The organism is Arthrobacter sp. BL-252-APC-1A, from assembly GCF_009696625.1.
Taxonomy (GTDB): Bacteria; Actinomycetota; Actinomycetes; order Actinomycetales; family Micrococcaceae; genus Arthrobacter_B.
The window spans coordinates 69,140-95,893 of sequence record NZ_VULS01000005.1 but is presented as its reverse complement, the minus strand read 5'-3'; the positions used below and the strand labels follow the sequence as shown (position 1 = coordinate 95,893).

At 65.6% G+C, this 26,754-nt stretch carries 27 protein-coding genes and 3 tRNA genes; 20 read left to right on the top strand and 10 right to left on the bottom strand.

What is annotated here, in order from left to right; genetic code table 11:
• Positions 1 to 2: 2 nt before the first annotated feature.
• A complete protein-coding gene (locus FYJ28_RS09375) occupies positions 3 to 2,186 on the bottom strand; it encodes a PTS fructose transporter subunit IIABC (RefSeq protein ID WP_154579112.1) in 2,184 nt (727 codons plus the stop codon).
• Positions 2,186 to 3,247, bottom strand: a complete 1,062-nt coding sequence (locus FYJ28_RS09370) for a 1-phosphofructokinase family hexose kinase (protein ID WP_154579111.1) — start codon at positions 3,245 to 3,247, stop codon at positions 2,186 to 2,188. Before FYJ28_RS09370 ends, FYJ28_RS09375 begins: the two co-directional genes overlap by 1 nt.
• A 147-nt stretch (positions 3,248 to 3,394) precedes the next feature.
• On the opposite strand from FYJ28_RS09370, the gene FYJ28_RS09365 reads away from it, so the two are divergent.
• From FYJ28_RS09365 to FYJ28_RS09355, 3 genes are all read left to right on the top strand, one after another.
• Positions 3,395 to 4,054 (top strand): alpha/beta hydrolase, encoded by a 660-nt coding sequence (locus FYJ28_RS09365; RefSeq protein ID WP_154579110.1) that lies wholly within the window; start codon positions 3,395 to 3,397, stop codon positions 4,052 to 4,054.
• A 138-nt stretch (positions 4,055 to 4,192) separates the two neighbouring features.
• Positions 4,193 to 4,459, top strand: coding sequence for a GlsB/YeaQ/YmgE family stress response membrane protein (locus tag FYJ28_RS09360; protein ID WP_055240556.1), 267 nt, complete (start codon positions 4,193 to 4,195; stop codon positions 4,457 to 4,459).
• Positions 4,460 to 4,607: 148 nt separating this feature from the next.
• Positions 4,608 to 5,354 (top strand): hypothetical protein, encoded by a 747-nt coding sequence (locus FYJ28_RS09355; protein WP_154579109.1) that lies wholly within the window; start codon positions 4,608 to 4,610, stop codon positions 5,352 to 5,354.
• On the opposite strand, the gene FYJ28_RS09350 is transcribed toward FYJ28_RS09355, so the two are convergent.
• The gene (locus tag FYJ28_RS09350; RefSeq protein ID WP_154579213.1) at positions 5,351 to 6,556 is read right to left on the bottom strand and encodes a DUF445 domain-containing protein; all 1,206 of its coding nucleotides are present in this window, start codon (positions 6,554 to 6,556) and stop codon (positions 5,351 to 5,353) included. The two genes, FYJ28_RS09355 and FYJ28_RS09350, sit on opposite strands and share 4 nt — an antisense overlap.
• A gap of 237 nt (positions 6,557 to 6,793) precedes the next feature.
• Between FYJ28_RS09350 and FYJ28_RS09345 the strand changes: the two genes are divergently transcribed.
• From FYJ28_RS09345 to FYJ28_RS09335, 3 genes are read left to right on the top strand one after another with little or no spacing between them, the layout of a single operon-like run.
• Entirely contained in the window at positions 6,794 to 7,687 is an 894-nt protein-coding gene (locus FYJ28_RS09345) for a glycerophosphodiester phosphodiesterase (RefSeq protein ID WP_326831629.1), read from the top strand.
• 14 nt (positions 7,688 to 7,701) lie between these two features.
• On the top strand, positions 7,702 to 9,555 hold the full coding sequence (locus tag FYJ28_RS09340; RefSeq protein ID WP_268235005.1) for a glycoside hydrolase family 15 protein: 1,854 nt from the start codon (positions 7,702 to 7,704) through the stop codon (positions 9,553 to 9,555).
• Complete coding sequence (locus tag FYJ28_RS09335) at positions 9,552 to 9,950, top strand: DoxX family protein (protein ID WP_055240561.1); 399 nt, start codon at positions 9,552 to 9,554, stop codon at positions 9,948 to 9,950. The genes FYJ28_RS09340 and FYJ28_RS09335 overlap by 4 nt, the downstream gene beginning before the upstream one ends.
• A gap of 51 nt (positions 9,951 to 10,001) precedes the next feature.
• Here the strand turns inward: FYJ28_RS09335 and FYJ28_RS09330 are convergent, their stop codons facing one another.
• From FYJ28_RS09330 to pta, 4 genes are all read right to left on the bottom strand, one after another.
• Positions 10,002 to 11,195 (bottom strand): zinc-dependent alcohol dehydrogenase, encoded by a 1,194-nt coding sequence (locus FYJ28_RS09330; protein ID WP_154579107.1) that lies wholly within the window; start codon positions 11,193 to 11,195, stop codon positions 10,002 to 10,004.
• Positions 11,196 to 11,421: 226 nt separating this feature from the next.
• On the bottom strand, positions 11,422 to 11,811 hold the full coding sequence (locus FYJ28_RS09325; protein WP_154579106.1) for a hypothetical protein: 390 nt from the start codon (positions 11,809 to 11,811) through the stop codon (positions 11,422 to 11,424).
• A 155-nt stretch (positions 11,812 to 11,966) separates the two neighbouring features.
• Positions 11,967 to 13,103, bottom strand: a complete 1,137-nt coding sequence (locus FYJ28_RS09320; protein ID WP_154579105.1) for an acetate/propionate family kinase — start codon at positions 13,101 to 13,103, stop codon at positions 11,967 to 11,969.
• The gene (pta, locus tag FYJ28_RS09315; protein WP_055240565.1) at positions 13,103 to 15,175 is read right to left on the bottom strand and encodes a phosphate acetyltransferase; all 2,073 of its coding nucleotides are present in this window, start codon (positions 15,173 to 15,175) and stop codon (positions 13,103 to 13,105) included. The genes FYJ28_RS09320 and pta overlap by 1 nt, the downstream gene beginning before the upstream one ends.
• Positions 15,176 to 15,328: 153 nt before the next feature.
• On the opposite strand from pta, the gene FYJ28_RS09310 reads away from it, so the two are divergent.
• The 4 genes from FYJ28_RS09310 to FYJ28_RS09295 all read left to right on the top strand — a co-directional run bounded on the left by FYJ28_RS09310 (position 15,329) and on the right by FYJ28_RS09295 (position 19,002).
• Positions 15,329 to 16,873 (top strand): amino acid permease, encoded by a 1,545-nt coding sequence (locus FYJ28_RS09310; protein WP_326831628.1) that lies wholly within the window; start codon positions 15,329 to 15,331, stop codon positions 16,871 to 16,873.
• Between the two features lie 67 nt (positions 16,874 to 16,940).
• Positions 16,941 to 17,291, top strand: coding sequence for a thiamine-binding protein (locus tag FYJ28_RS09305; RefSeq protein ID WP_055240567.1), 351 nt, complete (start codon positions 16,941 to 16,943; stop codon positions 17,289 to 17,291).
• A 61-nt stretch (positions 17,292 to 17,352) separates the two neighbouring features.
• Positions 17,353 to 18,009 (top strand): O-methyltransferase, encoded by a 657-nt coding sequence (locus FYJ28_RS09300; RefSeq protein ID WP_154579211.1) that lies wholly within the window; start codon positions 17,353 to 17,355, stop codon positions 18,007 to 18,009.
• A gap of 114 nt (positions 18,010 to 18,123) precedes the next feature.
• Positions 18,124 to 19,002 (top strand): spermidine synthase, encoded by an 879-nt coding sequence (locus FYJ28_RS09295; protein WP_154579104.1) that lies wholly within the window; start codon positions 18,124 to 18,126, stop codon positions 19,000 to 19,002.
• Between the two features lie 82 nt (positions 19,003 to 19,084).
• Here the strand turns inward: FYJ28_RS09295 and FYJ28_RS09290 are convergent, their stop codons facing one another.
• Positions 19,085 to 20,515: an NCS2 family permease gene (locus FYJ28_RS09290; RefSeq protein WP_154579103.1), complete on the bottom strand. Its 1,431-nt coding sequence runs from the start codon at positions 20,513 to 20,515 to the stop codon at positions 19,085 to 19,087.
• A gap of 194 nt (positions 20,516 to 20,709) precedes the next feature.
• Here FYJ28_RS09290 and FYJ28_RS09285 point away from each other — a divergent pair, with 194 nt between their 5' ends.
• A complete protein-coding gene (locus FYJ28_RS09285) occupies positions 20,710 to 21,705 on the top strand; it encodes a universal stress protein (protein ID WP_055240570.1) in 996 nt (331 codons plus the stop codon).
• Positions 21,706 to 21,714: 9 nt separating this feature from the next.
• On the opposite strand, the gene FYJ28_RS09280 is transcribed toward FYJ28_RS09285, so the two are convergent.
• Both FYJ28_RS09280 and FYJ28_RS09275 read right to left on the bottom strand, forming a co-directional pair.
• On the bottom strand, positions 21,715 to 22,644 hold the full coding sequence (locus FYJ28_RS09280) for a cation diffusion facilitator family transporter (protein WP_154579102.1): 930 nt from the start codon (positions 22,642 to 22,644) through the stop codon (positions 21,715 to 21,717).
• 3 nt (positions 22,645 to 22,647) lie between these two features.
• Positions 22,648 to 23,007 (bottom strand): metallopeptidase family protein, encoded by a 360-nt coding sequence (locus tag FYJ28_RS09275; protein WP_055240572.1) that lies wholly within the window; start codon positions 23,005 to 23,007, stop codon positions 22,648 to 22,650.
• A 156-nt stretch (positions 23,008 to 23,163) separates the two neighbouring features.
• Here FYJ28_RS09275 and FYJ28_RS09270 point away from each other — a divergent pair.
• From FYJ28_RS09270 to FYJ28_RS09230, 9 genes are all read left to right on the top strand, one after another.
• Positions 23,164 to 23,236 (top strand) — tRNA-Glu (locus FYJ28_RS09270).
• Positions 23,237 to 23,297: 61 nt separating this feature from the next.
• Positions 23,298 to 23,371, top strand: a tRNA-Asp gene (locus FYJ28_RS09265).
• Positions 23,372 to 23,428: 57 nt separating this feature from the next.
• Positions 23,429 to 23,504, top strand: a tRNA-Phe gene (locus tag FYJ28_RS09260).
• 143 nt (positions 23,505 to 23,647) lie between these two features.
• Positions 23,648 to 24,091, top strand: a complete 444-nt coding sequence (locus FYJ28_RS09255; RefSeq protein ID WP_154579101.1) for a pyridoxamine 5'-phosphate oxidase family protein — start codon at positions 23,648 to 23,650, stop codon at positions 24,089 to 24,091.
• 205 nt (positions 24,092 to 24,296) lie between these two features.
• Positions 24,297 to 24,767, top strand: coding sequence for an Asp23/Gls24 family envelope stress response protein (locus FYJ28_RS17345; RefSeq protein ID WP_326831653.1), 471 nt, complete (start codon positions 24,297 to 24,299; stop codon positions 24,765 to 24,767).
• 70 nt (positions 24,768 to 24,837) lie between these two features.
• Positions 24,838 to 25,029 carry a DUF2273 domain-containing protein gene (locus FYJ28_RS09245; protein ID WP_055242076.1) on the top strand — a complete coding sequence of 64 codons (192 nt, stop codon included), beginning with the start codon at positions 24,838 to 24,840 and terminating at the stop codon, positions 25,027 to 25,029.
• Complete coding sequence (locus tag FYJ28_RS09240) at positions 25,026 to 25,415, top strand: hypothetical protein (RefSeq protein ID WP_154579099.1); 390 nt, start codon at positions 25,026 to 25,028, stop codon at positions 25,413 to 25,415. Before FYJ28_RS09245 ends, FYJ28_RS09240 begins: the two co-directional genes overlap by 4 nt.
• A complete protein-coding gene (locus FYJ28_RS09235; protein WP_055240575.1) occupies positions 25,412 to 26,014 on the top strand; it encodes a DUF6286 domain-containing protein in 603 nt (200 codons plus the stop codon). Before FYJ28_RS09240 ends, FYJ28_RS09235 begins: the two co-directional genes overlap by 4 nt.
• Positions 26,011 to 26,622 carry a hypothetical protein gene (locus FYJ28_RS09230; RefSeq protein ID WP_154579098.1) on the top strand — a complete coding sequence of 204 codons (612 nt, stop codon included), beginning with the start codon at positions 26,011 to 26,013 and terminating at the stop codon, positions 26,620 to 26,622. Before FYJ28_RS09235 ends, FYJ28_RS09230 begins: the two co-directional genes overlap by 4 nt.
• Positions 26,623 to 26,754 lie beyond the last annotated feature (132 nt).

Here is a 26,754-nt window from a genome sequence, read left to right as displayed (position 1 = left end):
TCCTACGCAACGACGGGCTCCTCGGTTCGCTTGGGTGCGGTCAGGCGTTTGAGTCCGACCAGGACCAGTGCGCTGACGACCATACCCGCCAGGATGGCCACGATGAACATGAAGATGTTGCCGATGGCGAAGAATACGAAGATTCCGCCGTGCGGTGCCTGCGAGGTTACCCCGGCAGCCATGCAGATGGCGCCTGCCGTGGCCCCGCCAAGCATGGTGGAGGGGATGACGCGAAGCGGATCCGCGGCAGCGAACGGGATTGCACCTTCGGATATAAACGCGGCTCCCAGCAGCCAGGCGGCCTTGCCGTTCTCCCTCAGGGCCATGGAGAACTGGCTCTTGTCCAGGACGGTGGCCAGTGCCATGCCAAGCGGCGGGACCATGCCTGCGGCCATCACGGCGGCCATGATCTGCCAGGGTGCCTGGTTGTCGAAGGCCCCCTCGCCCAGGCCTGCGACGGCGAAGGCATAGGCAACCTTGTTGATCGGTCCGCCGAGGTCCGCGCCCATCATCAGGCCCAGGATCACGCCGAGCCCGATGGCGGCGACTCCGGTGAGCCCGGACAGCCAGTCATTCAGGGCGAGGGTCAGCGCCGCGATGGGACCGCCGAGCACCAGCAGCAGCAGGCCGGAGGCTATGAGAGAGGCGATGAGCGGAATGATGACCACCGGCATCAGTCCGCGCAGCCAGCTTGGCACCTTCCAGCCGCCCACCCACATCGCCACATAACCGGCGAGCAGGCCACCGGCAATGCCCCCGAGGAAGCCTGCGTCCATGTACAGGGCGACGGCGCCGGCGGTAAACCCGGGGGCGATGCCCGGGCGGTCAGCCAGGGCGTAGGCGATGTAGCCCGCCAGTGCCGGGACCAGGAAGCCGAGGGAGATGTTGCCGATCTTCCAGAACACCGCCCCCAGGTAAGCCAGCAGCCCATCAGGGGGAAGGGAGAAGATGCTGGTCCCGTCCAGGATGATGTCGCCGTTGGCTACGCCCTCATCATTTGAAAGAGAGAGTTCGTAGCCGCCGAGCAGGAAGCCCAGAGCGATCAGCAGGCCGCCGCCGGCCACGAACGGAATCATGTAACTGACGCCGGTCAGCAGCGCCCGCTTCAGCTGTCCGCCAAAGTTTTCCCCGCTGCTCGAAGCGCGTTCTTCCCCGCCCCCGCCGCCGCCGGACACTGTCCGGGCATTGGGATCCTTGGCCGCAGCCAGGGCCTCGTCGATCATCACGCCGGGCTCGTCAATGCCGCGCTTCACCGGGCCGCTGATTACCGGTTTTCCGGCAAACCTGCCTTTGTCCCGGACATCAACGTCGACGGCGAAGATCACGGCGTCGGCATTCTTGATCACGTCCGGATCCAGCGGGGTGGAACCCGCGGACCCCTGCGTTTCTACCTGGAGGTCAATGCCCCGCTCAGCGGCTGCCGCAGCCAGCGAATCCGCAGCCATGTAGGTGTGGGCAATTCCCGTGGGGCAGGCCGTTACGGCCACGAGCTTTTCCGGCCTCGGACCTGTGGCTGACGCCGGGGGCTCACCGGAAGTAGCGGTCCCCGAACCTCCGTGGACCTCCCCGGAGGCGTTGCCCGCATGGGCTGCGGACGCGCCGGCTGCCGCACCGGCAGCAGTTCCGGCCGCAGTGGCGCCGGTGGCTTCAGCCCCACCCACGTGCCTGCCCCCGGCCGGGCTTTCGGATTCCCCGCCCGCTGTCCCGGATGCCTGTGATGTCTCCGGTGCAGGACCGAGCCCCAGTGCCCCGTTGACGAGGGCCACAATCTCCTGGGGCGTTGAAGCCGTCCTCAGCGCCCCCGTGAAGTCCTTTTTGATCAGTGACCGGGCGAGCTTGGCCAGCAGCTGCAGGTGCTCCTGGTCAGCGCCCTCAGGTGCCGCAATGAAGAACACAATGTCCGCCGGACCATCCTTGGCGCCCCAGTCCACGGGCGGTTTCAGCCGGGCCATGGCCAGGCTGGGGGTGGTGACGGAAGCGGAACGGCAGTGGGGAATTGCGATGCCGCCGGGAACCCCGGTGGCAGTCTTCTGCTCGCGGGCCATCGCGTCCGCGTACAGCCCGTCGAAGCCGGTTGCCCGCCCCGCTGCCACCACTCTTTCTGCCAGATGGCGGATGACAGCGTCTTTGGAGGTGCCGAGGTCCTGGTCCAGGGTTACCAGGTCCGGGGTGATCAGGTCTGACATCAGCTGTTCTCCTTCGGCGTGTTTGGTGCCGGTCCACGCCTGGTTCCGGAAGCGGGCACGGGATGAAGCTCCAGCCGTTCCACCGTCACGGCTTCAGGCTCGGTTTCTGCGACGGACGGCACGGTGGTTCCGGGCAGCGCTGCCGCCGCAGCTCCGTGCGCGACGGCCTGCCGCAGACAGTCAGGCGGCGCCTTGCCTGCCGTTTCTGCCAGGAGGTAGCCGGCCAGTGAGGAATCGCCGGCACCAACCGTCGACCTCGGGGTGACCGGCGGGCGGGTGGCAAGCCAGGCGCCGTCGGCAGTCACCAGCAGCGCGCCCCTGGCGCCGAGAGTGGCCAGTACCGCACCGACTCCGCGTTCGATCAGGGTCTGGGCTGCTGCCGCTGCCAGGCCGGGGTTGGCTTCCAGCTCGTCCCCCGTGGCTATTCCGGTCACTTCGGCCAGCTCTTCCCCGTTTGGCTTAAGCAGGTCAGGCATAGCCTCATGCAGCAGTGCGCCGAGCAGGGGAGGCCCTGAAGAATCGATCGCCAGCCGCGGCGAGGCGGCACCGAAGCGGTTTCGGAGAGCATGTGCGACGACGGCGTAATAGTCCGGCGGTACGCCCGGCGGAAGGGAGCCTGCCAGGACTAGCCAGCTGGCAGGCAGGGTTCCGTCCGGGCCGCCGCACGTATCGACGGTCAGCGCCAGCAGGCTTTCCTGCACCGGCAGGCCCAGCTCCGGGCCCGGAAGGTTGACCTTTGTGGTGGTGCCGTCCGGCTCAGTCAAAGTGAGGTTGGCCCGCAGCGGTGCGCCAATGGGAAGGTTCCGGTGCGCTATGCCCGTGGTTCGAAGTGCCTGCATGACGGGATCCGAATTGTCTCCCGGAAGCACGGCGACGCTCGGCACACCCGAGGCGCTGAGGGCGCGGCAGACGTTTACACCTTTGCCGCCCGGTTCCTCATGGACCCCCGCAGCCCGTTGCACCGCACCGCGGACCAGGACTCCGGCGAGCTCTACTGTCCGGTCAAGGCTCGGGTTGGCGGTGAGCGTAACTACGGAGCCAGCATTCTTTCCTGCGTACATGTGCCCCCGCATTCAGTGGCTGCGGCGCACGTCCATGCGCTTTCTGCAACGGTAGGTTCCCCACCAGTTCATTGCAATGGTCTGGACGCCGGGCGGGATCGTCCCGGCGCAAACGTCCGCCGGGCCCGTTCGGCCTAGGCTGGAGCCATGCACCACGTCTCCTGGTCCGTCCCCGAAAACGCACGCGCGGGCACTCATCTGCTCGTTATGCTCCATGGCTACGGCTCGGATGAGACGGCGCTGGCTCCGCTCTTTGACCACCTTCCCCCAGGTGTGACCGGCGCTGCGCTGCGCGGCACGTTCGATGTCGGCGGGCGGTACGGATGGTTCCTGCTGGATCCCCTGCTGGCCTCGGATGAGGCGGAAGTCCTCGCCGCGGGCACCAGTCTCCTTGCCACGATTGACGAGCTGAGGAAGAAGGGGAACTTCACCGGGGTTTCCCTTCTGGGTTTCTCGCAGGGCATGGCCATGGCGGTGTGCGCGCTGCGCCTGCGGCCGGGTGGATTCAGCTGTGCAGCGGGGCTCTCCGGGTTCATCGTGGAAAGCCAGCTCCTGGCCATGGCGGAACCGCTGGAAGTGCGTCCGCCGTTTTTCTGGGGCAGGGACCGGGCCGACTGGGTAATCCATCCGGATGCCGTTGCCGCGGCGTCGGCCTGGCTGGAAGAAAACACAATGCTCACCGCCCGGACCTATCCCGGTATGGGGCATCGGATTGGTGCGGATGAACTGCGCGATTTGGGCGTTTTCCTGCGCAGATTTGCTGTGTCTGCAGAAAAAAATAAGGTCACTGATTATGGCTCTGACTAGGCATTATGTTCTTGATGGCCTGTTTTTGGGCCGGTATGACTTCGCATAAGCATGCTTATGAAGTAGGCTTATGGAAAGCGCGGCCCACAGGCCACGCAGGCTTTCACTAGTCACTCACACACAGCAAGGAGTATTCACATGGGTATCATTGCTTTCCTTATTCTGGGACTTATTGCAGGCGCCATTGCGAAGGCCCTGCTTCCGGGACGCCAGGGCGGCGGATGGGTTATCACCCTCGTGCTCGGTGTCGTTGGCGCCCTGCTGGGCGGCTTCATCGGCAACGCGATTTTCGGTATCGGCCTCGAGGAGTTCTTCTCGATCCAGACCTGGATCGTTGCCATCCTCGGTTCGCTGATCGTTCTGCTGGTTTACGGCATGATCACCAAGCGCGGTGCTCGCGCCTAACCAGTGCAGGCGGCGGGCACGGCCCGCTTCCGACCAACGGGTCCACGGAATCTGATTCCGTGGGCCCGTTCAGGTTTAAGTCCCCTCACGTAGGCTTAATCAGCGATACCGGTGCCAGTGTGTGTCCGGAAACTACAAAGGAGCATCCATGGGCTTCAAAACGAACAGTGCGCTCCGGCTCGCCGGCGGCGCCGTTTTTGACCGTGACGGCCGCCCCAAGTCCCACATTGCCAGGGGCATTGAGCGGGCAGTGGAGGTCCAGCGGCCGCTGGTGCTGGCGAATATCCGCCGGCTGCAGCGCAGGCATCCCGAAGCTTCCGCCGCCGAGCTGGTGAAGATCCTCGAGCACCATTACCTCGCGGCCGTGGCCGGCGGCGGCGCCGCCGTCGGTGCCACCGCCGTCGTACCCGCCGTGGGCACGGCCGCAGCGCTCGGACTCTCCGTTGCAGCGACCGTCGGCTTTCTCGAAGCCACCGCCCTGTACGCGCAGTCAGTGGCTGAGCTCCACGGCATCCGGCTGCAGGATCCTGACCGTTCACGCACCGTGGTCATGGCCATCATGCTGGGCGAAGAGGGCACAGCCATGATGCAGCAGCTAAGCAAGGGCCAGCCGTGGGGAAGTGCGATTGGCGGAGCGTCCTCCGGAGTGCTGGGCACTATTGGAACGACCATCCGCAAGCAGTTCATGAAGAGGATGCTGGCCCGCCAGGGGTCCGTAATCATTGGCCGCGCCCTGCCGCTGGGCGTCGGTGCCGTCATCGGCGGAGCCGGCAACTATACGATGGGCCGCTCGGTCATCAAGGCAGCCCACCGTGCCTTTGGGGAAGCTCCGGACACAATTCCGGGCGAACTGGCGGCGGAAATTCAGGCACTGCCGGAGAACCCGCGCGCCTAGCCGAAGATTGCGTGGGCCACTGAGAAGATGGCCAACCCGGCCAGGGAACCCACCACGGTGCCGTTGATCCGGATGAACTGCAGGTCCTTGCCGACCTGCAGTTCGATTTTCTCTGAGGTCTCTTCCGCGTCCCACCGCTCCACCGTCTCGGTGATGACGCCGGCAATGTCCTTCCGGTACGTCCGCACCAGGTACCCCGCGGCGTCGCCCACGTAGGCGTTGACCTTTGCGGCCAGCTCGGGTTCGGTTACCAGCCTGGTGCCGAAGTCCTGCACGGCGGACTTGAAGTTGGCGGTGAGCTCGCTGTCGGGGTCATCCACGGCGTTGGCCAGGGCGCCCTTGATGGTTGCCCAGGTCTGCGCCATTAATTCCTTCACCCGCGGATCATCGAGCACCTGCTCCTTGATCCGCTCCGCCTTGGCCATTGCCCCGGGGTCATGCTGCAGGTCGGAAGCCAGGCCGCGCAGGTATTCGTCCAGCGAGCGGCGGACCTGGTGGTTTGGATCGTCCTGCACCGCGTCCAGGAAGCGGCCCAGTTCAACCTGCACCCGGTCTCCCACCAGGTCATCAAGGAAGCCTGGAACCCACGACGGCGACCTCTCGGCTACCAGCCGGGCGACCACCTCGGGATTCTGGTGTACCCAGTCGTTGAGGCTGTCCACCAGGAGGTCCACCAGCTGGTGGTGGTGGCCTTCCTCAAACACCCGTTCAGCCATACGCCCCACCGGCGGTCCCCAGGGGACGTCGACGACGTGCCTCCGGAACATGGACTCCAGGACGTCACGGACGGCCTCGTCATCCAGGACGCGCAGGATGCCGCGGATCGCGGCGGCGCCCTCAGTGGCCACCCGTTCTGCGCCCTCCGGGCGGGACAGCCAGGCTCCGGCGCGCTGGGCGATGCCGATTGAATCGAGCTTGGTCTTCACCACTTCGTCTGAGAGGAAGTTATCCTCCACAAAATCGCCCAGCGTGGCCCCGATCTGGTCCTTATTGCGCGGGATGATCGCTGTGTGCGGGATCTTCAGGCCCAGCGGGTGCTTGAACAGCGCCGTTACGGCAAACCAGTCGGCCAAAGCGCCCACCATGCCGCCCTCGGCGGCTGCCCGGACGTACTGCAGCCACGGATAGCGGTCCTGGAACGCAAAGGCGAAAACAAAAATGATGCCCAGCACCGCCAGCAGCCCGGTGGCAATGAACTTCATCCGCCGCAGGGCCGCGGCCTTTACAGCATCCTTCTCCAGCAGCGGTGTGCTCACCGGCGCTCCTCCAGTCCCAGCTCAGTTGCGGCAGTGGTTTTCCCGTGCGGGCCCGCATCTGCACGCACTGCCATCTAATCAGCCGCAAGGCCGCGGCGCCACGCTCGGCACCGGCCGCCCTCCCTCCGGGCGGCACCGGGCTCGCGTACCGTGGAAAAGGCAAATCCCAGCGAAAGGTCCCACGTGCAGCCCCAGATCTATGCCCACCGCGGAGCCAGCGGACAGTATGCAGAGCACACCAGGGCTGCCTACCTGCAGGCACTCGCAGAAGGAGCTGACGGCGTTGAATGCGACGTCCACCTCAGCGCCGACCTCCAGCCCGTCCTCCTGCACGATTCGGTAGTGGACCGCACTTCCAGCGGTTCCGGGCCGGTGTCCGGCTTCACGCTGGCAGAGCTGCGGGAACTCGACTTCACGGGCTGGAAAGGTGTGGATATTCCTGCAGACCGCGGCAGTGCCGGCGAGCAGTTCCTGACCCTTGCGGAACTGCTGGACCTTTTGGCCGGGGCCGGCCGCGAGATTGGGCTGGCAGTGGAGTTCAAGCAGCCCGGTCCCTTCGGGATTCAGCTGGAGGATGCCGTCCTGGACCTGCTCGCCTCCCGGGGCTGGGATGCGGGCACCTCGCGCCTTGGCAGCATCCAGGTCAGTTTCATGAGCTTCAGCCCCGAATCCGTCAGGCACCTGGGGCGCACTGTGGGCGCCGAATTTCTCTGCCAGCTGGTGTCCGACGTCGACGCCGCCGCGGTTGCCGAAGCGGAGGCCGTCCTTCCCCCCGAAAGCGACGCGAGGGCACTGCTTGAGGCGGGCCTTGCAGACGCGGAAGGGCTGATCGCCGCGGGGACCGCGGGCATAGCCGGCCCGGGAGTTGAGTACATGCATGCCCACCCGGAACGAATCTCGGAGTGGGTCCGTCTTGGGCGCACCGTGCGCGCCTGGACCGTGGATGATCCCCGGGACGCCGAATACGCCTACAGCCTGGGTGTCCGGGAATTCACCACCAATTACCCCGCCGGGATGCGCGGCATCCTTTCGGAAATCACGGCGGCGAAGGAGCCACGGGCCCGGCACCAGTCGTAGGCGCCTGCAGCGGCTTGTGGTTGAGTGGTGCAATGGCCACTCCAATCGAGGATTATGCCCTGATTTCGGACCTCCATACCGGTGCGCTGGTTTCCCGAACCGGAAGCATCGACTGGCTGTGCCTTCCCAGGTTCGACTCGCCGTCCGTCTTCGGGGCGCTGCTGGGCACCGAGGATCACGGCCGGTGGCTGCTGGAACCGGATCAGCACGGAGCGAGGGTGCTGCGGCGCGAATACCTCGAGTCCACCTTCATCCTGCAGACCCACTGGCACACCGTCAGCGGAGAGGTGCTGGTAACGGACTTCATGCCGGTCAAGGACCGGCGGGCCTCGGTGGTGCGGCGGGTGAAGGGGCTGTCCGGCACGGTGCGGATGCGCCAGGAACTGCAGTGCCGTTTCAACTACGGCACCACTGTGCCCTGGATGCGCCGGGAAACCGTGGGCGGCGTCGAACGGCTGCTGGCCATCGCCGGTCCCAGCGCCATGGTGCTGACCGGCGGAAACATCCCGCACGGCAGCGACCACCGGCACACCGGGGAGTTTCTGGTGGGTGCCGGGGAAACCGTGGACCTCGAGCTGCTCTGGTACCCGTCACACCGTGAAACGCCCGGGCAAGCGGACATTGACGCCGCCCTGGCCCGCACCACCAGATACTGGCAGGACTGGGCCGGGCTCTGCATAGACGGGGAACGCTATCTGCTGCCGGTGCGGCGCTCGCTGCTGGTGCTGCGTGCACTGACGCATGAAGATACCGGCGGGATTGTGGCGGCACCCACCACCTCTTTGCCGGAGGAATTCGGCGGTTCCCGGAACTGGGACTACCGGTACTGCTGGCTGCGGGACGCGGCGCTGACGCTCGAGGCAATGATGACCCACGGGTACGACGAAGAAGCCGCGCACTGGCGGAACTGGCTGCTGCGGGCAGTAGCCGGGGACCCGGACGATCTGCAGATCATGTATGCCGTGGACGGCGGACGGGAACTGCCCGAAAAGATCCTTCCCCAGTTCCCCGGCCATGCCGGCTCGATCCCGGTTCGGCTCGGCAACGGTGCAGTCGAGCAGTACCAGGCGGACGTCGTCGGCACAGTGATGGTGGCACTGGCCAGGCTGCGGGACCGCGGAGTCGCTGAAGACAGCTTCTCGTGGCCGCTGCAGCGGGCACTGCTGGGATTCCTGGAACGCCACATTGAAGAACCTGACCATGGAATCTGGGAAGTGCGGGGAGAGCCGCGGTTCTTCACGCAGTCCCGGGTCATGATGTGGGCGGCGTTCGACCGTGCTGCCCGCGCGGCACGCCAGGGCGGCATGGAAGGGCCGGTGGAGCTGTGGGAAGCGATCAGGGACGGACTGCGTAGGGAAATCCTGGACCGTGGATTTGATGCCGGACGGAACACGTTTGTGCAGTCCTACGGCGCTGTCGAGGCGGACGCGTCCCTGCTGCAGCTCACCCACGTCGGATTCGTGGACTATGACGATCCGCGGATGCTGGGGACAGTGGCTTTCCTGGAGCGGGAGCTCCTCGACAGCCAGGGGCTGCTGCTGAGGTACCGCAGCGGGACGGGAGTTGATGGTCTTGAGCCGGGGGAGAATCCCTTTCTGGCCTGCAGCTTTTGGCTGGTGGAGCAGTATGCCCATACGGGCCGGCTGGATGATGCCATCCGGCTCATGGACCAGCTGGTGGGCTACGCCAATGAGGTTGGCCTGCTGAGCGAGGAATATGACACAGTGAACGGGCGCATGGCAGGGAACTACCCCCAGGCGTTCTCCCACCTGGCGCTGGTGCGGGCGGCGGATGCCATCCATGCCGTTGAAGCCAGGCAGCGCAGCCGCAGCGCCCAGCCCGCCGAAACCCTGGAAAGCAGCTCATGAACAAACAGAACGCCTCTGCCGCCGCGATGGCTGCCCTGCTCGCTGCGAGTGCAGTAAACCATTTCCGCAATCCGGGCTTTTACGCCGCCGTCGTTCCCCGCAGCCTCTGCCGGGACAAAGGCGGCCGCTTAGGCGTGCTGACGCGCAGCCAGTGGATCAGTGCCAGCGGTGTCATTGAGGCCGCCGCTGCCGGGGCGCTTCTGGTGCCGGCTACCCGGCGGGCAGCGGCAACCGGGACAGCACTGATGTACGTGGCCTTTATTGCCGGACACCTCAGTGCCCTGGAGCGGGCCTTCGGGGAACGGGGTTCGGAGCGGGACAAGGTGATCCACACCCTGCGCCTGCCCCTGCAGCTCCCGCTTATTCGCTGGGCCTGGAGCCTTCGGAGGGCATGAAACAGCTGTTCCCGCCCGGTAGCCCGTGCGGGAACAGCTGTTTCAGTTACTTCAGGATGCCTGGTTCAGGCCCGGCTGGAAGACCACCTTGATGCACCCGTCTTCCTTCTTCTGGAACTTCTCGTACAGTTCGGGGGCTGCTTCCAGCCCGGCGCGGTGCGTCACCAGATCCATGACGCCCAGCGGATCAGAGGAGTCCTCCACCAGCGGAAGCAGGTCATCGATCCACCGCTTCACGTTGGCCTGGCCCATGCGGAAGTTCAGCTGCTTGTCGAACATGGTCATCAGCGGCATGGGGCTGGCGGTGCCGCCGTAGACGCCGCTCAGTGAGACCGTGCCGCCGCGCCGCACGGCATCAATAGCGCTGTGCAGCACGGACAGCCGGTCCGTTCCGGCGGTCTCCATGGCCTTCTGCGCCAGGGCATCAGGGAGCAGGCCCACAGCAGCCTGGGCGAAAGACCCCACATGGGAGCCGTGGGCTTCCATGCCCACGGCGTCCACTACGGAGTCCGGACCGCGGCCCTGGGTCATCTCACGCAGCTCGTCCCCAATGTCCTTGGAGAAGTCCAGCACTTCCGCGCCGTGCCGTGCTGCGAGTTCGCGCCGCTCTGCCTGCGGCTCGATGCCAATCACGCGGTAGCCGAGGTGGGTGCCGATCCGCGCAGCGAACTGGCCTACGGGGCCGAGCCCGTAAACGGCGAGGGTTCCGCCGTCGGGCACATTGGCGTACTGCACACCCTGCCAGGCGGTGGGGAGAATGTCTGAGAGGAAGAGGTACTTGTCATCCGGGCCTTCGGAGCTGACCTTGATGGGACCATAGTCTGCGTGCGGAACGCGCAGGTACTCGGCCTGGCCGCCCGGAACAGAGCCGTAGAGCTCCGAGTAGCCGAACAATGCTGCCCCGGAACCCTTTTCCCTGACCTGGGTGACCTCGCACTGGGTCTGCAGCCCCTGCCGGCACATAAAGCACTCACCGCAGGCAATCTGGAACGGAATCACCACGCGGTCGCCGCGCTTGAGGTTGGTGACGGCGCTGCCGATCTCTTCCACGATGCCCATCGGCTCGTGTCCCACGATGTCCCCGGCGTTCATGTACGGGCCCAGGACCTCATAGAGGTGCAGGTCCGAGCCGCACAGTGCGGTGGAGGTGATCCGGATGATTGCGTCCGTAGGCTCCTGGATCACCGGATCGGGAACCTCTTCGACGCTGACCTTCCGCTTGCCCTGCCACGTAACTGCCTTCATGCTGCTGACCTCCTGCTTGATAGTGCGGGATAAGTTGCCACCATCCTGCCAAAGTTATAAGCCTGCTGATAATTGGGCGGCGTGGCGGGCTGGATTGCCGCCGCAGCCGCGGCCGGCACGGGCGTCATCGGTGAGGAGGAGTAAGAGGCAGTTCGGTGCCGGTGCCGGTGTCCGGCGGTGCGGGGCAGCGCCGTGATTGGGCTGCGCGGGATCCTGGCCGGCGCGGTTATCCGGGAAGGCGGAAAACGGCTGGTGTGCGCTGCAGGAACGCCATCTCAAAGGCCTGCTGATTATCCAGGGGCGCCTGCGGCCCGGGCGCCGCCGGCGGGCACAGCGGCATCCGGGGCGGCATTTGCACTGAGACCGTCGTGAATCCTTCGGTCATGGGCTGCGGCGGGATTTCCTCGGCGCGGGCCAGGAGTTCGTCCATGGCCAGGGCGTCCAGGTGGTGGGCCCGGGAGAGGTTCACGACCACGTGTGCGCCGAGCAGGGCGGTATGTCGAAGGATCTCCACCAGGTCCGGGCAGTTCTCCGGAACCAGGCATCCGCGCACTTCTATGCACGCCGAGGACGTTTTTGTATCTATTCTGACCAGTACCCGCAGGGTGTGCTCCATGCCAACTCCACGCACGAGAAAAATCCGCGGCTTCTGCTTAACCTGACCTGCAATATAGCAATGCCCACCCGGTGCTGTCGCCCTGGGGCGGGCCGTTGGACATCATTGTTCGGGTACCGGCCAGTAGGGTTGCGGCGCACGTCGAAGCGTGGTTTCTACTCCCTGCCTGCGGCCAGGACGGTATCCACCGTCGCCTCGGCGATGGCTTCCTCCTCATCGGTGGGAACCACCAGTACCTCGATCGCTGATTCCGGTGAGCTGATCCGGCGAGTCTCCTTTGAACGCACCGCATTTGCTTCCGGGTCAAGGCGGACATTCAGGGCGCTCAGGTACCCGGCCACCTGCGCCCGGAAGTCGCTCGCATTCTCGCCAACGCCGGCTGTGAACACGATGGCCTGCGCGCCCCCCACGGCAACGTGATAGCCCCCGATGTATTTAGCCAGCCGGTAGGCTGCGATTTCGAGTGCCAGCTTCGCCTGCTCATTGCCGGCCTCTGCTGCTTCCTCCATCTCGCGCATGTCCGCAGCCCCGCCCAGGGCGAGGAGCCCGGACTCCCGGTTCAGCAGGTCGTCCAGTTCGTCGGGGCCGTAGCCTTCCCGTCCCAGGAACACCAGGATGGAAGGATCGATGTCCCCGGACCGGGTGCCCATGACCAGCCCGGCCAACGGGGTGAAGCCCATGGAGGTGTCGATGCTGCGGCCGTTCTTCAATGCCGTAACGGAGGCTCCGTTGCCGAGGTGGGCCACGACGGCGTCGAACTGGTTCGCCGGTACGCCCAGGAAATCCGCAGCCAGCCCGCTGACGTAGGCGCAGCTGGTGCCGTGGAATCCGTAACGGCGGATGCCGTAGCGGCGGTAAAGGGACTGGGGGATGGCATACCGCCAGGCACGCTGGGGGAGGGACCGGTGGAACGCGGTGTCAAAGACGGCAACCTGCGGGACGTCCGGGTAGAGGTCCGTCACCGCCCGGATTCCCATGGCGCTGGCCGGGTTGTGCAGCGGAGCCAGCGGACTGAGCCGTTCAATGGCGCGGGTAATTTCGTTATTCACCAGCACCGGCTGGCTGAAGCGCTCGCCGCCGTGGACTACGCGGTGCCCGACGGCGTCGATCCGCCTGCCGTCCAGGACCTCGGTGACCTGTTTCCTTAGCAGTACCAGTGCCTCGTGATGGTCCGGAACGTCCGGCCCGCCAATCCGGTCGATCAGTCCCTTCGCTACGACCTCACGCGTGTCTGTGTCCCGCACCTGGTACTTCAGCGATGAGGAACCGGAATTAACCACTAGAACCAGCATTAGTCCTCCTGCGCCTGAACGGCGGTGATGGCCACGGTATTGACGATGTCATCCACCGTGCAGCCGCGGGAAAGGTCGTTGACCGGCTTGCGCAGGCCCTGCAGGATGGGGCCGACAGCCACGGCCCCGGCGGACTGCTGGACGGCTTTGTAAGTGTTGTTGCCGGTGTTGAGGTCCGGGAAGATGAAGACGGTCGCCTGGCCGGCCACCGAGGACCCGGGCGCCTTGGAGGCAGCCACGGACGCGTCGACCGCGGCGTCGTACTGGATGGGCCCTTCCACCGGGAGGTCCGGCCGCGCCTTCCGGACCAGCTCAGTGGCCTGGCGGACCTTCTCGACGGCGTCCCCCTTGCCGGACGCGCCGGTCGAATAGGAAAGCATGGCCACCCGCGGGGGAATGCCGAACTGCTCGGCGGTGGCAGCGGACGCCAGCGCAATGTCTGCCAGCTGACCGGCATCGGGATCGGGATTCACGGCGCAGTCACCGTAGACCAGCACCCGGTCCTGGAGCAGCATCAGGAAAACGGACGAGACAATCTGCACCCCGTCCCTGGTGCGGATGAATTCAAGTGCAGGGCGGATGGTGTTGGCCGTGGTGTGGGCGGCTCCGGACACCATGCCGTCCACCCGGCCCAGCTTCACCATCATGGTGCCGAAATATGCCCCTTGAAGCATACGTTCGCCGGCTTCCTCCAGGGTCACGCCCTTTTTGGCCCGTAGCTGCTGGTACTCCCGGGCAAAGTCGTCCCGCATTCCGCTGGTGGCCGGGTTGATGACCGTAATGCCGCTGAGATCAATGCCTTCACTGGCAGCCAGCTCGCGGACCTGGTCGGCTGGCCCCAGGAGGGTCAGGGCGCAGACGTCCCGCCGCCGGAGGATCTCCGCTGCCCGCAGGATCCGCACGTCCAGGCCTTCAGGCAGGACGATATGCCGGCGGTTGGTCCGGGCCCGGACGATTAGTTCGTTCAGGAAACGCAGCGGCGTCGTCTTTTCCGGACGGGGCAGTTCCAGCCGTTCCAGCAGCTCGTTCTCGTCCACATAACGTGACCAGACGCCGAGTGCCGCCGCCACTTTCCGGCTCTGTCCGGTGGCGATCTCACCCCTGACGTTGCTGACGTCGCGTGCCGCGGCATAGGTGTCGGAATCCACGGCGAACACCGGGAAGGGGGCCTGGGCGAGCAGTGCAAGGATCCCTGCTTCCAGGGGCAGGCCTCCGGTCAGGATCATGCCGCTGGGCACGGGGAACTCCGCCGAGAAGGAAGAGGCCAGGGCTGCCACCATAACGTCGGCCCGGTCCCCGGGCGCGATCACCAGTGACCCGTCTTCCAGCTGGCCGATAAAGTTGCCGACCGTCATGGCCGCAACCTTTACGCCGGTGACATCGCGTTCAAGCGACCGGCTGCCGGCTATCTGCCGGGCGTCCAGTGCCTTGGCGACTTCGGAGACGGAAGGCTGGGAAATCTCGTTCAGCTCAGGCAGTACGTAAACGGGCCGGTGGGAGGCACCTGGGCGGACGTGGGCGCGCAGCTCATCCACTGCTGACTCCTCGGCCCGGTTGACCATCACCGCCAGCAGGTCGCACTTGGCGGCGGCAAGCTGGCCGCGGGCAACATCAACGGCGTCGGCGGCTTCTTCCACACCCATGTCCCGGGCGTTGACCACCGCCATGACCATGGCGCCCAGGTTGTTCGCAAGGCGGGCGTTCAGGTCGAACTCCAGCGCGACGTCGTGGCCGGAAAGGTCGGTCCCTTCAACAATCACCACGTCGCAGTTCGCGGCAATCTCGCTGTAGACCGCCAGGCAACGGGCATCGACTTCCCCGCGTTCACCCGCGACCAGCAGTGCCCTCAGTTCCGGCCTGGTGAGTCCGCCCCGGCAGTTGGAAGTGCTCAGGTCGAAGCGGCGCTGCATCAGCCGGACCATCGGGTCGTTGTCGCGGTCATTGCCCTCGACAATCGGGCGGAAGAACCCAATCCGGTCCGCATGCCGCTGGAGCATGTCTGCCAGGCCCAGGCTGATCAGGGACTTGCCGGAACCCGGAGTCATGGCACTTACATAGATTCCACGGGCCATGGCAATGTCCGTTCTCTAGGAAAGGCGCCCGCTGCACACGGGCCTCTCCCATAGTCGCAAAGGCAACTGCACTTAGCCAGCACGCTGTGCCTACACTTGAATCACGGCCTCTTATGACCGTTCCTAGCCGCCCCCACAGCAAGGACCCACGCAGTGAGCCTGTTCCGCACCAAACCCATAGAGCAATCACTGGCTGATGCCGACGAGGAAGGGCGCCGCCTGAAGCGGTCCCTGACAACGTGGGACCTCATGATCATGGGCGTGGCAGTCGCTGTTGGTGCCGGCATCTTCTCCGTGGGCGCCAAAGCTGCCGCTGAGTTCTCAGGACCTGCGGTCACGCTCTCCTTTATCCTCGCTGCCATCACCTGTGCGCTCGCGATCATGTGCTACGCGGAATTTGCGACAGCGATCCCCGTGGCCGGCTCCGCCTACGTCTTTACCTACGCCACCATGGGCGAGCTGATCGCCTGGATTATCGGCTGGAACCTCATCCTGGAACTATTTACCGCGGCAGCTGTGATCGCCAAGTACTGGGGGATCTACCTCAGCGAGGTCTTCGCCCTCATCGGCTGGGACATTCCGGCCACCATCTCCCTTGGCCCGGTGGACATGACCTGGGGTCCGTTCTTCATCGTCGCGCTCTTCACCGTGCTGCTGGTCATGGGCACCAAGCTCTCCGCACGCGTTGGCAATATGTTCACCCTGATCAAGATCGGTGTTGTGCTGTTCGTGATCGTGGCCGGGTTCTTCTACATCGACTTCGAGAACTACACACCGTTTATCCCGGAGGCAGTTTCCACCGAAGCGACCGGAACTGAAGGCGTCATGGCGCAGTCGCTGTTCTCCTTCCTCACCGGTGCGGCACCGGCCCAGTACGGCATGCTGGGTGTCCTCGCCGGTGCGGCAGTGGTGTTCTTTGCCTTCATCGGGTTCGACGTCGTTGCCACCTCCGCTGAAGAGGTCAAGAACCCCGGACGCACTCTTCCCCGCGGCATCTTCGCCGGCCTGGCCGTGGTGACCGCCCTGTACATCGGTGTTTCACTGGCCCTGACCGGCATGGTTTCCTACACCGAGCTGGCATCCGTGGAAGCTCCCAACCTGGCCACCGCCTTCAGCCTGGTAGGCAACACCGGTGCGGCGCAGGTCATCGCCATCGGTTCCCTGATTGGCCTGACCACCGTGATCATGGTGCTGCTGATGGGCCTGGCCCGCGTGGTGCTGGCAATGTCGCGTGACGGGCTGCTGCCCCGCGCACTGTCCCGCACCAGCTCCAAGCACGCCACCCCGGCCCGCCTGCAGATCCTCTGCGGCGTGCTGGTTGCCCTGGTGGCAGGCTTCACCCAGGTGGACCTGCTGGAGGAAATGATCAACATCGGCACCCTCTCCGCCTTCGTCGTCGTGAGTGCCGGGGTGCTGGTGCTGCGCCGCAAGCGCCCGGACCTCAAGCCGGCATTCCGGGTGCCGTTCGGGCCCGTGCTGCCGGTCCTGTCCACCCTGCTGTGCCTGTACCTGATGACAAACCTGTCCGTGGAAACCTGGATCTATTTCATGTTCTGGCTGGCGCTCGGCTTCGCGCTGTACTTCATGTACGGGCAGCGGAAGTCCCGGCTGAACCCAAGGAATGAGGCCACCGCCGGCAATATCGCCGCCGATACCGCGGCTGATTCGGCAGCGCCGGAGGCCACCCCGGGAACCTAGGAGCGGTTGTATTGCGCTCCGCTACGGAACGGTTCTGGTTTGCCGCCTCCGGTGGCAGACTGGGCGCATGCTTGTAGCCTTCTCAGTTGCCCCGTCCGGCGTGGGTCCGGAAACCGGCCCCGGCGGTCCGTCCGCTGACGCTTCCGTGCACGACGCCGTGGCCGCCGCCGTCAAGATTGTCCGCCAGTCCGGGCTGCCGAACCGGACTGACGCCATGTTCACCACCATTGAAGGTGAATGGGATGAGGTCATGGACGTCATCCGCCGTGCCACCGAAGCAGTTGGGCGGTACGGAAGCCGGGTGTCCCTGGTGCTGAAGGCGGACATCCGCCCCGGCCACACCGGCGAACTCACCGGCAAGGTTGAGCGGCTGGAGGAGATCCTGGCAGCCGAGGACGAATACCGTGGGCACTCCTAGCCACGGCACGGCGGAGCGGGGAACGCCGGGGGCACGCCAGCACTCAACCGTCAGCCCCGAATTGGGAACCCAGGGCTGGGCCGACGTCGATTCCTACCTCACGGCCACAGTGGTCCATCCGGACCCGGCCCTGGAGGCCGCCGTCGAAGACTCGGCAGCAGCCGGCCTGCCGCCAATTGAGGTCAGCCCCGGCCAGGGTAAGTTCCTGATGCTGCTGGCCCGAATCCAAGGTGCACGCCGCATCCTGGAAATCGGAACGCTGGGCGGATACAGCACTATCTGGCTCGCCCGGGGACTGGCCGACGGCGGGACCCTGGTCACCTGCGAGTACGAACCCCTCCACGCCTCGGTGGCCCGCGAAAACCTGGACCGCGCCGGCGTCGGGCATCAGGTGGAGGTCCGGGTGGGCCCTGCACTCGAGACCCTTCCCGGGCTTGAAGGGCAGGAACCGTTTGACCTGGTGTTCATCGATGCGGACAAAGTAAACAACCCCGGCTACCTGGAGTGGGCGGTGCGGCTGTCCCGGCCGGGGGCCGTCCTGATCCTGGATAACGTGGTGCGCTACGGCGGCGTCCTGGACTCCGGGGGCGACGAGACAGTACAGGGGACCCGCACCGCGCTTGAGCTGCTCGGTTCCCATCCCAGGCTGGAGGCCTCCGCCCTGCAGACCGTTGGTGCCAAGGGCTGGGATGGATTCGCAATCGCCGTCGTGAAGTGAAGCCGAGAGCAGGAGCCGGTACCCGGAGCGGCACCGGGCGGACGGCTGTGAAGCCTAAGCTGGAAGCATGAGCTTTGTGCACGTCCCCGTGTCCGATTTCCCGGCAGATTACTGATGGGCAGGAAACGCCCCGGCAAGACCGCCACTGAAGAGCTGCCAGGCGTCGGCCGCGGACCCGTGGAGGGCCGCTACGAGATTGATACCGGAACCTGCGAACTGCTTCCGGACCAGTTCTCCCCCACCGGGTGGCTGCTGAAAATCAACGGCGTGCATTCATCGCACATCGATTTGGCGAATCCGCGGGAACTGGACTTCGAATACATGCGCTGGATCGCTGCGCTGGTTCAGTCCCGGTTCCCGGAAGACGCCCGTCTCCGCGCACTGCACCTGGGCGGCGGCGCCTGCTCCATGGCCCGCTACTTCGCCGACGTTTACCCCGGAGCGCGCCAGGTCGTCGTCGAACTGGATGGAAAGCTTGCCGAACTGGTGCGGGGCTGGTTCGACCTTCCGCGGGCACCGCTGATGCGGCTGCGGGTAGGCGAAGCGCGCGAGGTGACTGAGTCCCTCAGCGAGGACAGCCGCGACCTGCTCATCCGCGACGTCTTCGCCGGAGACAAGACCCCGCTGCCGCTCACCTCGGCTGAATTCCTGGTCCATGCCAAGCGTGTGCTGGCAGCGGACGGGCTCTACGTGGTCAACTGCGGCGACGCCCCGGACCTGCGGATGGCCCGCCGCGAAGCGGCCACCATCGCCGCTTCCTTCCGGCACACCGCGATTGTGGCGGACCCGGCCATGCTCAAGGGCCGGCGCTACGGGAACATCATCATTGCGGGCTCCGACGTCCCCTTTGCCCAGGACGCAGCCCTGCCCCGGACGCTGCTCGGAGGTGCACTGCCGGCCCAGCTCTGGGACGACGCCAAAGTGCGTGCCTTCGGGCGCGGATCCCAGGTGATACACGACGCCGAGGCGGACGGGGAAGCCCGGCCCGCCTAAAGCCCTAAAAGGAAAGTGCCCCCGCCGGACGGCGGGGGCACTTTCCTTTGCGGCCTGCGGCTGCACTTACTGCCGTGCGCGGTTACACACCCAGTGCAGCCTCGATCGGGCCGACGCAGAAGAAGACGGCGAACGCCGTGGCAACAATCCACATCACCGGGTGGACTTCCCGGGCCCGTCCCTGCACCGTGCGGATCAGCACGTAGGAGACGAAACCGGCACCCAGGCCGTTGGCGATCGAGTAGGTGAAGGGCATCAGCACAATGGTCAGGAAGGACGGCAGGGCCAGGCCGATGTCCGACCAATCGATCTTCGCCACCTGGGTGACCATCAGGTAACCCACGACGACGAGAGCAGGCGCCACTGCTTCGAACGGCACCAGGTAGATCAGCGGTGTCAGGAACATGGCTGCGATGAAGAGCAGGCCTGTGACGATGGACGCCAGGCCGGTACGGGCACCTTCGCCGATGCCGGCACCGGATTCAACGAACAGCTGGTTGGAGGAGACGCTGGCTCCGCCGCCGGCGATCGCGCCGGCTGCGTCAACGAGCAGCACACGGTCAACGTTGGGGATGTTGCCATTCTTGTCGATGCTTCCGGCCCCGGTGGCAAGCCCAACCATGGTTCCCATGGCGTCAAAGAAGATGCTCAGGAGGATTACGAAAGCCAGGAGCGAGGCACCGATGATGCCCAGCTTCTCAAAGGAACCGAAGAGGTTGAAGCTGCCGATCAGTGACAGGTCCGGGGCGCCCCACTGCGGCATGCTCGGTGTGACCAGGGACCAGCCTGTTGGCACGCCCGCGCCCTGGCTGCCCGGCGAGGCAACGTTCTCGACAATCACTGCCAGGACGGTCGAGGACAGGATGCCGATCAGGATGGCGCCGCGAACCTTGCGGGCCATCAGCACGATGGTGAGGATCAGCCCGAAGACGAACACGAGCGTTGGCCAGCCGAGCAGGTCTCCGCCGGAACCCAGTTCGACCGGAACCGTGGTGCCGGCGGCGTCGGGAACGCGGCGGACAAACCCGGCGTTTACGAAGCCCAGCAGGGCAATGAACAGGCCGATGCCAACCACGATTGCGGTTTTCAGGCTTGCGGGGACGGCCCTGAATACTGCTGTCCGGAAACCGGTGAGGACGAGGATGAACATGGTGATGCCGGCCAGAACCACCAGGCCCATGACATCGGGCCAGGTGAGGTCGTCAGTAGTGGCAACCGTGACTGCCACGAAGGCGTTGACGCCAAGGCCCGTGGCCATTGCGAAGGGGTGCTTGGCCCACGCGCCCATGATGATGGTTAGCACGCCGGCAACCAATGCTGTGGCTGCCGCGATCGCGGGACCGCCCAGAACGTTGCCGGCACCGTCTGCTCCGCCGAGAATCAGGGGGTTCAGGACCACTATGTAGCTCATGGCGAAGAACGTCGCCAGGCCTCCGCGGACTTCCGTTCCAACCGTGGAGCCCCGTTTGGAAATTTCGAAATAGCGGTCCAGTTTTGAACCTTGCTTGAGCATGACGGTTTCCCTCTGAGTGAGTGTTGTGGTCCGGGCCAGACGAATGCCCCATTCAATATTAGTCCTGACGTGCCCGGAGGCTTTAACTCAGGTCGACTTGCGTGACATCCGCCTCCTTATAGGGAAGCGGGCGGGTAGGCTGGCACCAGGAGCGCAGCCGACGGGGGCTGCGTGCACCCCGAAGGGAGCCGGTTTTGTTCGATTCTGAGTTTGAGGCGGGGCAAGTCCGTTCCGGGATCGTGGTCGGTGTGGACGGATCGGACCAGAGCATCTGCGCGCTCACCTGGGCCGCCAGGGAAGCCCGCCGGCGCGGGGTCCCGCTTCACGTGGTCACTGCCTACACCGTTCCCATATTCGCGGCGTCGTCGATGGACGCCGGCTACACCGCTGTTGATGACGCGGTTATCCGAGACGGCGCCCGCTCCGTGCAGGAAAAAGCGCTCGCCCGTGTTTCCCACGACGGTCTGGAAGTCGTTGCCCGGGTTGAGAGCGGGGACGCCTCCGCCGTCCTGCTTGAACTTTCCGAGGACGCGGACCTCATGGTGGTCGGTTCCCGCGGGCGGGGCGGGTTCGTTGGGCGGCTGCTCGGTTCTGTTTCAAGTGCCCTCCCGGCCCATGCCAAGTGCCCCACCGTCATTGTTCCGCTGCGGACTGCCGGACGGCTGCCCGAATCCGGTGTTTCCGCCCCGTCAGGATCTCCGGTGCCTGAGGACGTCCATCAGGCGGTCGTCGTGGGCGTCGACGGCTCCGAGCAGGGCCGCGCCGCTTCGCTCGTGGCGGCCGAGCAGGCGCGAAGCACCGGCCTGCCGCTGCGCATTGTGTGCGCCCTGCCGCCGTTCAGCGGCTCCCTGGCCTGGGTGCCTGCTCCGCTGGACATCGACGCGCTGCACGCGGAGTTGATGGAACAGCTCAGTGCCGGACGCAACTGGCTGCAGAGCCATTTCCCGGACGTTGAAATGTCCGTGGAGCTGGTTGACGGCCCGCCCGCGGAAATCATGGTGGGACGCACCGCCAATGTTGAGCTGGTGGTGCTGGGAACCCGCGGACGCGGCGGCTTCGCCGGCATGCTGCTGGGCTCCACCAGCCAGAGCGTGCTGCACCATGCCAAGGGGCCGGTCATGGTGGTTCCGGACTATGACGATCCCCGGCTCGAAGACCGGGCCAAGTTTGGCCCCATGGCCGAAGAGTAGGCGCAGGGCCTAGGCGTGCCGTTCGCCTTCGTGGACGGCATGCCGCTCGGGCTCCAGCTGGAAGGTGCAGTGCTCGGTGTCGAAGTGGCTGGACAGGCAGCCTGAGAGCCGGTCCAGGATGGCGTCCATGCCCTGCGGCGTCAGGTATTCCTCATCAACCACCACATGGGCCGAGAAAACCGGCACTCCCGAAGTGATGGTCCAGATGTGGATGTCGTGGGCATCCTGCACTCCCTCAACCCGGCCGATGTGTTCGCGGATCATTTCCACATCCACACCCTGCGGCGTCGCTTCGAGAAGTACGTCGATCACTTCCCGCAGCAGCGACCAGGCACGCGGCAGGATCATGGCAGCGATCAGGAACGACGCCCAGACGTCCGCCTGCTGGTAGCCGGTCAGGATAATTACGACGGCGGAAATCACCACGGCGGCTGAGCCCAGCAGGTCCCCAAGGACTTCCAGGTAGGCTCCGCGCACGTTCAGGCTTTCCTTGCGCCCGGAACGCAGGATGAGCAGGGAAACCAGGTTCGCCAGGCCGCCGAGGATGGCGGCAAAGAGCATAATCCCCGTCTGCACCTCGGGGGCGTCCCCGATTCGGCGGACAGCTTCCGTAAAGATGACGACGGCGATCACGATCAGCAGCACCGCGTTGGCCAGGGCGGCGAGGACTTCTGCGCGCTGGTAGCCGTAGGTCCGCTTGGACGTCGCGGGCCGCCCGGCAATCCATGCGGCGAGCAGTGCGATGGAAACACCCGCGGCGTCGGAAAGCATGTGTCCGGAGTCGGCGAGAAGCGCCAGGGAGCCGGAGAGCAGCGCTCCGATTGCCTGTATAACAACCACCGAGATGGTGATGAGGAAGACCGCCAGCAGTTTGCGGCGGTGCCTTCCGGTGGCTGTGCCTGACGGCAGCCCGTGGCTGTGGCCGGAATGATCGCCCATGAGTCAGCCCCAACCCAGTTCGTGCAGCCGGGCATCATCGATTCCGAAGTGGTGGGCTACCTCGTGTATGACGGTGATCCGGATTTCGTCGACGAGTTCGTCGCGGGAGTCGCACATCCGGGTTAGCGGTCCGCTGAAAACCACGATCCTGTCAGGCAGGGAACCGGCACCCCACCAGGAATCCCGTTCGGTGAGAGGCGTGCCGTCATACAGGCCCAGCAGTTCAGTTTCCGGGTCCTCATGCGGGGCAGGGATGTATTCGTCCTCGATGAAGACAGCCACGTTGTTCATCGCCTTGGCCAGGTCCTCCGGGATGGAGTTCAGGGCGTCGTCGACGGCGGCTTCGAAGTCATCGGGGCTCATCTCGATTGGCACATTTCTACTCTAGCCGTGGGTGCCCGGAACCCGATTTTGAAGATCGCGCGAATAGGCCCTATAGTTTTATAAGTCCGCAGCCGGGAAACCCGACTGGAACCGAGTAGCCTCGGAGTCAGCCAAGTTCAACGCTGCGTGTCTTAAGCCCCCATCGTCTAGCGGCCTAGGACACCGCCCTTTCACGGCGGCGGCACGGGTTCGAATCCCGTTGGGGGTACTCACGAGAGTGGTAATTACACCGCTGAAAAGCTGGTAGAGTTTACACTCGTGAAAAGCAAGGCCCTGTAGCGCAGTTGGTTAGCGCGCCGCCCTGTCACGGCGGAGGTCGCGGGTTCAAGTCCCGTCAGGGTCGCTCAGATTTTCTGAAGCGATTTGGAAGATCTCGGTGATCATCTTTTCGATGATGCCCGGCTCTGTAGCTCAGTTGGTAGAGCGTTCGACTGAAAATCGAAAGGTCACCGGATCGACGCCGGTCGGAGCCACCAGCTAGAACCCCGCACTCAGTGAGTGCGGGGTTTCTTTTTGTCCGGACCCGATTTGGCCGTGTCTGCCCGGCTCAGCCGCGGCAGGCCTTTTCTTCCTCAGGTCCGCCCGGTTCACTGGGAGCTTCGAACCTTGGAGGTCAAAGATGATTCCGAACAGTAAAGCGTTCCAATGGGACTCAGTCAGCCCGCATGCGAATGAGGAGCTGAGCGAAGCCCAGTGCTGGTCCCTGCTGGGCGGCCAGGAAACCGGCAGGATTGCGTTCCTGCAGGACGGACGGCTGCTGGTCTTTCCCGTGAACTACCTGGTGCACGACAAATCCGTGTATTTCCGGACCAGTGAAGACAGCGGACTGGCGCTCCTGCCGGGGGATCTGAACACTTCATTCCAGGTGGACGCGCACGACGGCGAGGCAATGGCCGGCTGGTCCGTCCTGGTCAGCGGCCGTGCCAACTCCGTGAAGGACGAGTCGCTGCTGACAACACTGTGGGGGATGCGTACCGCTGCACCCTATGGCGGCGGGCAGCGGAACCTGTTCGTGGGCATCGATCCCACCCAGGTGACCGGCCGGCGCGTACGGATGGGGTGACCCTTCCCTGCCCAACGGAGCAGGTGAGGGGCTAGGCTTGGCTCTTATGGAAGATGCCCAGATCACGCCGGGAAACGGTCCTGCCGCTCCCGCCGCACAGCCAGTGAATCCGACGCCGGCTCAGCCCGGTCCAGGCGCAGTCTCTCAGCCGCCGCCCGGTCCCGGACCAAAGCCCGCCGGCGCCGCCCATCAGGCCAGCCCGGGTATCCCGGGCCCGGACACCGCAGGAGCTCCGGTTCCCCCGCCGTCTGCACCCGGACCGGACGGGGAACCCGGCGGCCGCACCTCCATTGCCGAACAGGCCGTGGCGAAGGTAGCCGCCATTGCCGCGCGGGCCGTCCCCGGTGTCTTCACCCTTGGCACGGGCGCCGGCCGGACCCTGGGAGCGGTGCGCGACGCCGTCGCCGGTTCGGACAGCAGCGCCACAGCCGGCGTGAACGTTGAAGTCGGGGAGACCGAAGCTGCCGTGGATATCACGCTCGTGGCGGACTACGGAGTTCCGCTGACGGGCATCGCAGACGCAGTGCGGGCGGCCGTATACACCGCCGTCGAAGACCTCGTGGGGCTGAACGTGGTGGAGGTCAACGTTTCAATTGCGGACGTCCACGTTCCGGACGCACTGGACACCCGGGCAGTTAAACGCCAGCCCGGCACGGGCCAGGACCAGCATGCGTAGCCGTCCGGGCATCGAAGGATCATCCAATGCGTATCCGGTCCTGCAGGGGACCGAAAGTAAGGCAGGAACAATGAAACCGACAGTGGTGGGCATGGCAGTGGGTGCCGTGCTGGCATTCACGGCACTTCTTTTTGATTTCTGGGGTTTCCTGCTGATGGCACTGTTCATCGCAGTAGGAGCTTTCCTGGGCCGGGCCGCGGAAGGCAAGGTGGACTTCCGCAGCGTGCGGGACGCACTCACCGGGCGCCGTTCCTCCTCATGAGCACTGCCGTCGTACCTGCACAGCCCCGCACCGGAACATCACTGGCGGGGCACAACCGGATCAGCACCCAGGCCCTGACCAGCACGGCGCAAGCTGTGTCCGCTGAACACTTTGGGATTCCAGCCTCTGCCGTGCGCGTGACGTGGAGCGACGACCAGGGACTGCTGGCACTGTCCCTTGCACTGCCGGTCACCATGCCGCCGCTGGGCGCCGTCGTCAAAGACCCCGGACTGGTTGAACGCACCGGCGGGTCAGTCTGGGACCGGGTCCACGCCTCCAAACCTGCACTGCTGGAGCGCATCACCTACCTGACCGGCTCCATCCTTTCCCTGGTCGACATCCGCGTGACCGGCATCCGCGTGCAGGAAGGGGCCCGGGTCAAATGAGCGAGACCACGGCTGCCCCGCCCACCGAGTCGGCCACCGGCAGGATCGTGCGGCGGGAGACCCACGCCGCGCGAACCGTCCCGGCGGTCATCGCCGCCGTACTCGGCATTCTCCTTTGCCTGTACGTTCTTCTGGAGTCCGTGCTGCAGTCACTGGGCCAGGAGGAGTGGCTGATTGATCCGCCCACCTTTGCGCACTGGCTGGCCGGCCTGCCCCGCGACGCTGACCCCCTGTTCCTGGGCCTGGCCGGAGCCCTGATCTTCCTGGCCGGTCTCTGGTTCTTCCTGATGGCGGTCCTGCCGGGCCGCCGCGCACGCTATGCCATACCCAACCCGCGCGCCGCCGTCGTAGTGGATGCCGAAGTTCTGGCCTCTTCCCTGGCCCGCCGCGCCCGCCTCACCGCCGGCGTTACGTCCAGCCAGGTCCTGGTGACCGTAGGCCGGAGCCGCGTTGAAGTCAGGATCCGTCCCACCTCCGGCATCCCTGTTGACTCGGACGCCGTCCGGGCCGGTGTGGAGGACGAGCTGGCGTTGACCGGCCTGCAGCCGCAGCCCGAAGTCACCGTGCTGGTCTCTACCGTGGGGGCGATCGGCCAGTGAACCGCACCCCTCGATCCCTGAACCGTGTGCTCCTCGGACTCGCCGGGCTGCTGCTCCTGGCACTGGGTGCCGGTCTGGTCCTGCTCAGCGTTGATCCCGCTGCTGCCAGCTGGTGGCAGGAGACCGGCCCGGCCGTCATGGCCGAAGGCGGCCGAATCCTGGGCAGCACCGCAATTCCCGGCCAGACCCAGAGCTGGCTCTGGCCCGCCCTGGCTCTGGCGATGATTGTCTGCGCTGTGCTGCTGGTTCTGTGGATCGCCGCGCAGGGCCGCGGCCGGGTGGACACGCTGATAGCGGAGTACGACGACGAGGGCGCCTCGGGCCGCATCGCCATCAGCGGCGCTGTGCCGGAGCAGGCGCTGCGGGAAGCACTGCTGAAAGACCCGGACGTGACCTCTGTTGGAGTCAGCACCTGGGCGCTCCGGAACGGCAACGGGCTGCGGGTGCGGATCGTGCCGCGCCAGGGTGCCGCGCCGCATCTGGTTGCTGCGGATGCCACCAACCTGGTTGACGCCCTGGACGCTGCGCTGGGACGCAGTTCAACCGTGCTGATCAGCCTGGAAGCAGGCAGGCGCTACCGGATCGGCCGGGAGGAACGGGTCCGCTAGGGCCGTCGCCGGGGGCCGAGCCTGCTCTCACCTTCCCGGACCCGGGGCCGGGGACCCGTTCGGCTGGCGGCTTTGGCTAGTGGCCGGACTCGGCCAGTGCCTGGTCCGCCGGGCACAGGGTGCAGTCTGCTT